Origin of the sequence: Amycolatopsis sacchari (genome assembly GCF_900114035.1) — a bacterium.
Lineage (GTDB): Bacteria > Actinomycetota > Actinomycetes > Mycobacteriales > Pseudonocardiaceae > Amycolatopsis_E > Amycolatopsis_E sacchari.
Window position 1 is genome coordinate 1 of the sequence record NZ_FORP01000055.1, and the last position, 7820, is coordinate 7820.

Below are 7820 nucleotides of genomic sequence, written 5' to 3' on the forward strand. Positions count from 1 at the left end.
GTGAGAAGGGTGTTCAGGTCGGTCGTCACAAACTGATCTTGAACACCCTTCGCCCGTCTTCAACTACCGCCTCGACTTACGCATTAATCGTCTAGTAGGAGCGCAGCTGGACGTGGGTGGTCTGCTGGTAGCTGCCGCTGGAGGGCAGCCCGAGCCGGTGGTCGAGGAGCCGCCCGAGCGGGCCGCAGCCGGTGGTCGCGGGAAGGGTCAACTGGGAGTCCGTGGTGCTGAAGCGCAGCGTGAGCGGGTCGGTGGACACGACCTCGGTCGGCCCGTCGGCCCGCAGCACCGAGTGCACCGGCGTGCTCGCGCACGCCCGGCCGAGCAGCGGGCCTTCGAATGCGGCCGTCAAATCGATCGCGCCCTTGCGTTCCGGTGTGGAGTGGAAGTCGGAATATCCGGCATAACGCAATCGGAGCCCGACTCCGGGCAGGTTCGGTATCCGCGTCGGTTCGTCGCGCAGCGCGCCGAACACCTGCGCGTCCAGCGTGCCCTCGGCGAACGTGAGCCGCATCGTGCCCAGATCCAGGTCCGTAACCCGGCCGAAGGACAGTTTCGCCTGCGAGACAAGGACTTCACAACGCCACTGGCTCGGGTCGGCCGCGGCGGGCAGTGCCGGGCAGTCGGTGAAGTCGAACTGCGCCTGCGGGGCGGGGGCGACGGACAGCGCGGTCAGGCCCGCGGTCGCGAGTGCGAGGAACGTCATGCCGGGAAGTCTTTCCGAGTGCGGCCGCGACCGGTATCGGGGGAAGCCCTGAACATTCCCCGAAGGGACTAGTGAACGCCGTTTACAAAGTCGGGGATCCGGAATAGGGTTCGCGGCATGTCTCCCCGTTCCTTGTCCCGCAGGTGTTTTCTCGGTGCGGCCGCGCTCGGTTCCGCCGCCGCGGCCGGTCTCACCACGATCTCCCTCCCCGGCCGGGCTTCGGCCGCCGGGGACTTCTCGCCCGCCGTGATCATCGGCACGGGCTACGGCGCCGCGGTCACGGCGCTGCGGCTCGGCGAGGCCGGTATCCCCACCGTGATGCTGGAGATGGGGCAGCTGTGGAACACGCCGGGCAGCGACGGCAAGGTGTTCCCGGACATGCTCAACCCGGACAAGCGCGCGATGTGGTTCAAGAAGCGCACCGAGGCGCCGCTCGCGTCGTTCCTCTGGCTGGACCTGGCCAACCGCAACATCGACCCGTACGCGGGCGTGCTCGACCGCGTGCACTTCGGCGACATGTCGGTGTACGTGGGCCGGGGCGTCGGCGGCGGCTCGCTCGTCAACGGCGCGATGGCGGTGGTGCCGAAGCGGTGGTACTTCGAGGAAATCCTGCCGCAGGTGGACGCCGACGAGATGTACGGCAAGTACTACCCGCGCGCGAACGCCGGGCTGGGCACCAACAGCGTCGACGCGACCTGGTTCGAGAGCTGCGACTGCTACCAGTACGCCCGCGTCTCCCGCAAGCACGCGCACAACGCCGGGCTGGCGACGACGTTCGTGCCCAGCGTGTACGACTTCGACTACATGCGCCGCGAGGAGGCCGGCGAGGTGCCGCGGTCGGCGCTGGCGTCCGAGGTCATCTACGGCAACAACCACGGAAAGCGCTCTCTGGACAAGAGCTACCTGGCCGCGGCGCTGGGCACCGGCAACGTGCAGATCCGGACGCTGCACGAGGTCAGGGACATCGCGCAGCAGCCCGACGGCACCTACGTGCTCACGGTGCGGCAGAGCGACCCGGACGGCAACGTCCTCGCCGTCAAGCAGCTCGCTGCGAAGTACCTGTTCCTCGGCGCGGGCAGCCTCGGCTCGACGGAGCTGCTGGTGCGGGCCCGCGAGACCGGCAAGCTGCCCGAGCTCAACGACTCGGTCGGCCAGGGCTGGGGCACCAACGGCAACGTGATGCTCGGCCGCGCCAACCACATGTGGGACGCGGTGGGCGCGCTCGAATCCGGGATGCCCGCGCTGGGCATCGACGCTTGGGACGACCCGCAGTACCCGGTGTTCGCGGAGATCGCGCCCGTGCCCGCCGGGATCGAGACGTGGGCGAGCCTGTACCTCGCGATCACGCGCAACCCCGAGCGCGGCTACTTCACCTACGACGCCGCGAGCGACTCCGCCCGGTTGCAGTGGGAGATCTCGCAGGGCCAGCCCTCGATCGACGCCGCGAAGCACCTGTTCGACCGGATCAACTCGGTGAACGGCACGATCTACCGCTACGACCTGTTCGGGGACACCCGCGCGTTCGAGAACCGGTTCACCTACCACCCGCTGGGCGGACTGGTGCTCGGCAAGGCCACCGACCTCTACGGCCGCGTGAAGGGCTACCGGAACCTCTACGTCACGGACGGTTCGCTGATCCCCGGCAGCACGGGCGTGAACCCGTTCGTGACGATCACCGCGCTCGCCGAGCGCAACATCGAGCGGGTGCTGGCGGAGGACCTCACCTGAGCGTGGCGTAGTGCGCCACGCAGGCCTCGTAGCTGGGCAGCAGCCCGGCCGCCTCCGCCTCGGCGAACGTCGGGGCGGAGGTGTCCTTTTCGGACAGGATCGGCTCGATGTCGTCGGGCCAGGGCAGCTCCAGCGCCGGGTCGAGCGGGGTGATGCCGTGCTCGCCGCCCGGGTTGTACCCGGTCGAGCAAAGGTACGCCATGGCCGTGTCGTCCTCCAGCGCCACGAAAGCGTGACCGAGGCCCTCGGCGAGGTACACGGCGCGGAAGTCCACGGAGTCCAGGCGCACGGCGTCCCACCGGCCGAACGTCGGCGAGCCGACCCGCAGGTCGACGATCACGTCCAGCAGCGCGCCGCTCGGGCAGTAGACGTACTTCGCCTGGCCGGGCGGCGTGTCCGCGAAGTGCACGCCGCGGATCGTGCCGCGGCGGGACACGCTGTGGTTGGTCTGGGCCAGGCGCAGCGGGTGCCCCACCGCCTCGACGAGCGCCGGCTCCTGGAACGGCGCCACGAACAGGCCGCGCTGGTCGGGGAACCGCTGGGGGGTGAACTCGTAGGCGTCCTTCACGGCGAGCTCGCGCACCTTCATGGGAAGAAATACTAGGGCGCACCTCCCAAGCCGGACGGACGTCTTGTTATACCGCCGCTGACCAGCAATTTTTGTGACGTGAACCGCACCTGCCCGACAGGAGGGGCACCCGGCCTGTCAGACTGGGGGACCGCCGCGTCCGCGGCCGTCGCCTCACCAAGGGCTGGGACGGCCCCGTCCGGACGCCTGGCCGGTAGGCGGCGCCACCGCGCCGGGCTGCCGAGCAGCAGGGCCCGTTTCACACTCGCTCGCAGTCCCGGGAAGGGATTGAAGACCATGACCCAAGCTCAGACGACAGGGAAGGCGATGGAGGACAACGACGAGTCGCCCGTGACCGACCCGGAGATCTTCGCCGGGCACGAGGGCGGCAAGCTCGCCGTCGCCGCGACCCGGCCGATCTCCCGGCCGCGCGACCTGTCGGTGGCCTACACCCCCGGTGTGGCGAAGGTCAGCCGCGCCATCGCCGAGGACGCCTCGCTCGCCCAGCGCTACACCTGGGCGGACCGGCTCGTCGTCGTGGTGAGCGACGGCACCGCCGTGCTCGGCCTCGGCGACATCGGCGCCAGCGCGTCGCTGCCCGTCATGGAGGGCAAGTCGGTGCTGTTCAAGACGTTCGGCGGGCTCGACTCGATCCCGCTGGTGCTGGACACGACCGACGTGGACGAGATCGTCGAGACGCTGGTGCGGCTGCGCCCGTCGTTCGGCGCCGTCAACCTGGAGGACATCTCCGCGCCGCGCTGCTTCGAGCTGGAGGACAAGCTCAAGGAGGCGCTGGACTGCCCGGTCATGCACGACGACCAGCACGGCACCGCGATCGTCACGCTCGCGGCGCTGCGCGGGGCGAACCTCGTGCTGGGCAAGGACATCGCCGACCAGCGCGTCGTGGTCTCCGGTGCCGGTGCCGCCGGCGTGGCCTGCGCGAAGATCCTGCGGGAGGCCGGCATCGGTGACGTCACGGTGCTGGACTCGAAGGGCATCGTGTCGCGCGGCCGCGCCGGGCTGAACCCGGTGAAGGAGCAGCTCGCGGAGACGACGAACGCCGCGGGCCTGACCGGTGGGCTCGCCGAGGCGCTGCGCGGCGCCGACGTGTTCCTCGGCCTGTCGGGTGCGACGATCGACGAGTCGCTGCTCGGCACGATGGCCGACGACGCGATCGTGTTCGCGCTGTCCAACCCGGACCCGGAGGTGCACCCCGCGGTGGCCGCCCGGTACGCGTCCATCGTGGCCACCGGCCGCAGCGACTTCCCGAACCAGATCAACAACGTGCTCGCCTTCCCCGGCGTGTTCCGCGGCGCGCTCGACGCGGGCGCGCGGGCGATCACGGAGAACATGAAGCTGGCCGCGGCCGACGCGATCGTGGCCGTCGCGCAGGACGACCTCGGCCCGGACCGGATCGTGCCGAGCCCGCTCGACCCGCGCGTGGCGCCCGAGGTCGCCGCCGCCGTCGCGAAGGCGGCGGTGGAGGACGGCGTCGCGGGCTAGGCTCTGTGCGGGAACGACCGGTCTCCCGTGTGGAGGCCGGTCGTTCGGCAGACAGGAGGCTGGTGTGGGGATCGAGTTCCGGGGTGTGACGAAGCGGTATCCGGGCGGCACGGTGGCGGTCGACGACCTGAGCCTGACCGTCGAGGACGGCACGATCACGGTGTTCGTCGGGCCGTCGGGGTGCGGCAAGACCACCTCGCTGCGCATGATCAACCGCATGGTCGAGCCCACGTCGGGCACGGTGCTGCTCGACGGCAAGGACGTGCGCGAGTCCGACCCGCCCGTGCTGCGGCGCGGGATCGGCTACGTCATCCAGAACGCCGGCCTCTTCCCGCACCGCACGGTGCTGGACAACGTCGCGACCGTGCCGCTGCTGTCCGGCTGGGGCAAGCGGAAGGCCCGTGACCGGGCGGCGGAGCTGCTGGAAACCGTCGGGCTGCCCGCGGAGCTGGGCAAGCGTTATCCCGCGCAGCTGTCGGGCGGGCAGCAGCAGCGCGTCGGCGTGGCGCGGGCGCTCGCGGCGGACTCCCCGGTGCTGCTGATGGACGAACCGTTCTCGGCGGTCGATCCCATCGTGCGGGAGGGGTTGCAGGACGAGCTGTTGCGGCTGCAGTCTCGGTTGGGCAAGACGATCGTGTTCGTCACGCACGACATCGACGAGGCCGTGCGGCTGGGGGACAAGGTCGCGGTGATGCGCGTGGGCGGGAGGCTCGCGCAGTACGGCACGCCCGCCGACGTGCTGCGGCACCCGGTGGACGACTTCGTCGCGTCCTTCGTGGGGCGCGACAGGGGGTACCGCGGGTTGTCCTTTGTGGACGCCAGTGGGGTCGAGGTCAAGGACGTCGCGACCATCGAGCTGGGGGAAGCGCTTTCCGGCCCGGTCGGCGACTGGCGGCTCGCGGTGAACGACCAGGGCGAGCCGCGTGGCTGGCTCGCCCCGGATTCCACTGTGGAGGGGGCGCTGGCGGAGTCGGACCTGGTGGCCGGTGGTTCGCTGTACCAGCGGGGCACGGCGATCCGCGGTGCGCTCGACGCGGCCCTGTCCTCGCCCTCCGGGCTCGGGGTCGTGGTCGACGACGCGGGGCGCGTGGTCGGCGTGGTGACGGCGCGGCAGGTGCTCGACGTGATCGAAGGACGCGGCTGACGCCCTACTTTCGGCGGCGGCCGTTCGGCCGGTCAAGCTCCACTGTGGCTGGTGCGATCACCGTCTGAGCTGGGTGGAAATCGGTCCTACTTTAGTCAGGGGCTGTTCGGGTGCAGGCTCTTCCGGCACGCTGAACGGCGGTTCTACGCTCGGCAAGGCGTTCACGATGTGAACGTTTTTCACCCCTTGCGGACCGGTGAGTGCTTACCGGTCCGGCCCTGCCAAGGAGGAATGTCTGCCGTGCGAACCCCCACCGGAAACAAGCGCAGACCACTCGCCGCCGTCGGCCTCGCCGCCGCCGTGGCGACGATCGCGGCGGTCGCCACGAGCGCCCCCGCGATGGCGAAGGAAGGCACCGTCGTCGGAGCCGGCGGTGCCGACGCCGTCAAGGACAGCTACATCGTCGTGCTGAAGGACACCGCGTCGCCGGTCGACGCACTGGCCGCGAAGCTCGGCGGTGTGGTGCACCAGAAGTACTCGGCTGCGCTCAAGGGCTACTCGGCCACGATGAGCGAAAGCCAGGCGAAGCGGATCGCGGCGGACCCGTCGGTCGCGTTCGTCGAGCAGAACCGGACCTTCCACATCACGGCGACCCAGTCGAACCCGCCGTCATGGGGCCTGGACCGGGTGGACCAGCGCAACCTGCCGCTCGACAACAGCTACACGTACTCGACCACCGCGTCGAACGTGCACGCGTACATCATCGACACCGGCATCAACCTGACCCACAGCGATTTCGGTGGGCGGGCGAAATCGGGGTACGACTTCGTGGACAACGACAGCAACGCCACGGACTGCAACGGCCACGGCACGCACGTCGCCGGCACGGTCGGTGGCAGCACGTACGGTCTGGCGAAGGGTGTGCAGCTGACCGCGGTGCGGGTGCTGGACTGCTCGGGCTCGGGCACGTACGACGGCGTGATCGCGGGGATCGACTGGGTCGCGCAGAACGCGGTCAAGCCCGCGGTGGCGAACATGAGCCTCGGCGGCGGCGCGTCCACGGCGGTCGACAACGCGGTGCGCAACGCGATCTCCGCGGGCGTCACGTTCGCCGTGGCAGCGGGCAACGACAGCGCGAACGCGTGCAGCACGTCCCCGGCGCGCACGGCCGAAGCGATCACCGTCGGCGCGACCACGAGCAGTGACGCCAGGGCCAGCTACTCCAACTACGGCAGCTGCCTCGACATCTTCGCGCCCGGCAGCAGCATCAAGTCGGACTGGATCGGCAGCAGCACGGCCACCAACACGATCAGCGGCACGTCGATGGCAACCCCGCACGTGACCGGCGCAGCGGCCCTCTACCTGGCGACGCACACCAGCGCGTCCCCGGCGACGGTCCGCAACGCCCTCGTCGCAGCAGCCACGACGGGCAAGGTGACCAGCGCAGGCAGCGGCAGCCCCAACGCCCTGCTGTACACAGGACAGTAAAGGAGAGGCGAGGAGCCCCCTTCCGCGCAGCGGGAGGGGGCTCTTGCGCAGCAACCCCAGAGTTGGGTGATCATCCCGTCGCCTGAAACCGGTGGATCACTTTGAGCCAGGGCCGCAACATGCGCCGGGTCCGGCGGCCGAAAGATCAAAGCTTGCGGCTCTGGGTCAAAGTGATATGCACAAACCGCAGGCGACGGGATGATCACCCAACTCGACCACCCACCCCAGGTGAGATCCCTTTGGGCCCCGATCATCCTGGAGCCTGCCCGCCGGCCAATACCGCTAAGTTAGTACGTTTTACCTGGTCAGGGCGTTACCGGAGGCTCTGTTCAGTCGTTCCCGCCGGTTAGGCGGTTCTCCACTTGAGACAGTCGCCGTTGCGGTTGAGGGGAATCTTCAATCGAGGCAACTGTTCTGTCGGGGTGTGACCGCTCTGTGGGCGACGCCTCCAAACGCCTCTGAGCTGCGGAAACTCGCCTAAACTTAGCGGTATTGCCCGCCGGCGAGGCATTCTTTTAATCTTTTGTCTTTTGGTGCCTGGGTCCCCGGCGCTGGCGCGCCTGCTGAGCGGCCCCACCCCCGCCCCGATCCTTGATCGTTTAACGGTTGGCTCACCGCGTCAAGGGCGCCTCAGTGTGAGGGTGTGGATGGGCTGTGGCTTGGTGGTTATGGTCCGGTTTGGTTGCGTGGTGACTGGCAAGGGCGCTGCCGCCGTGTGGGGTTGGCTTGGCCAGGAAGTGTCC

5 protein-coding genes and 1 pseudogene are annotated in these 7820 nt (G+C 69.4%); 4 read left to right on the plus strand and 2 right to left on the minus strand.

Translation table 11 applies throughout. The annotated features are described in order from the left end of the window. Positions 1 to 91: 91 nt before the first annotated feature. Positions 92 to 706, minus strand: coding sequence for a hypothetical protein (locus tag BMZ92_RS36465; RefSeq protein WP_091517251.1), 615 nt, complete (start codon positions 704 to 706; stop codon positions 92 to 94). A gap of 117 nt (positions 707 to 823) precedes the next feature. On the opposite strand from BMZ92_RS36465, the gene BMZ92_RS36470 reads away from it, so the two are divergent. Beyond that, complete coding sequence (locus BMZ92_RS36470; protein WP_091517252.1) at positions 824 to 2434, plus strand: GMC oxidoreductase; 1611 nt, start codon at positions 824 to 826, stop codon at positions 2432 to 2434. On the opposite strand, the gene BMZ92_RS36475 is transcribed toward BMZ92_RS36470, so the two are convergent. Beyond that, complete coding sequence (locus BMZ92_RS36475) at positions 2427 to 3023, minus strand: dTDP-4-dehydrorhamnose 3,5-epimerase family protein (RefSeq protein ID WP_091517253.1); 597 nt, start codon at positions 3021 to 3023, stop codon at positions 2427 to 2429. The genes BMZ92_RS36470 and BMZ92_RS36475 overlap by 8 nt on opposite strands. Before the next feature lie 276 nt (positions 3024 to 3299). Here BMZ92_RS36475 and BMZ92_RS36480 point away from each other — a divergent pair, with 276 nt between their 5' ends. The 3 genes and pseudogenes from BMZ92_RS36480 to BMZ92_RS36490 all read left to right on the plus strand — a co-directional run. Next, complete coding sequence (locus BMZ92_RS36480; protein ID WP_245783457.1) at positions 3300 to 4505, plus strand: NAD(P)-dependent malic enzyme; 1206 nt, start codon at positions 3300 to 3302, stop codon at positions 4503 to 4505. A 64-nt stretch (positions 4506 to 4569) separates the two neighbouring features. Beyond that, positions 4570 to 5649 carry an ABC transporter ATP-binding protein gene (locus BMZ92_RS36485; protein WP_091517255.1) on the plus strand — a complete coding sequence of 360 codons (1080 nt, stop codon included), beginning with the start codon at positions 4570 to 4572 and terminating at the stop codon, positions 5647 to 5649. 231 nt (positions 5650 to 5880) lie between these two features. Next, positions 5881 to 7071: pseudogene (locus tag BMZ92_RS36490) on the plus strand (S8 family peptidase); the annotation flags it as partial. Between the last annotated feature and the right edge of the window lie 749 nt (positions 7072 to 7820).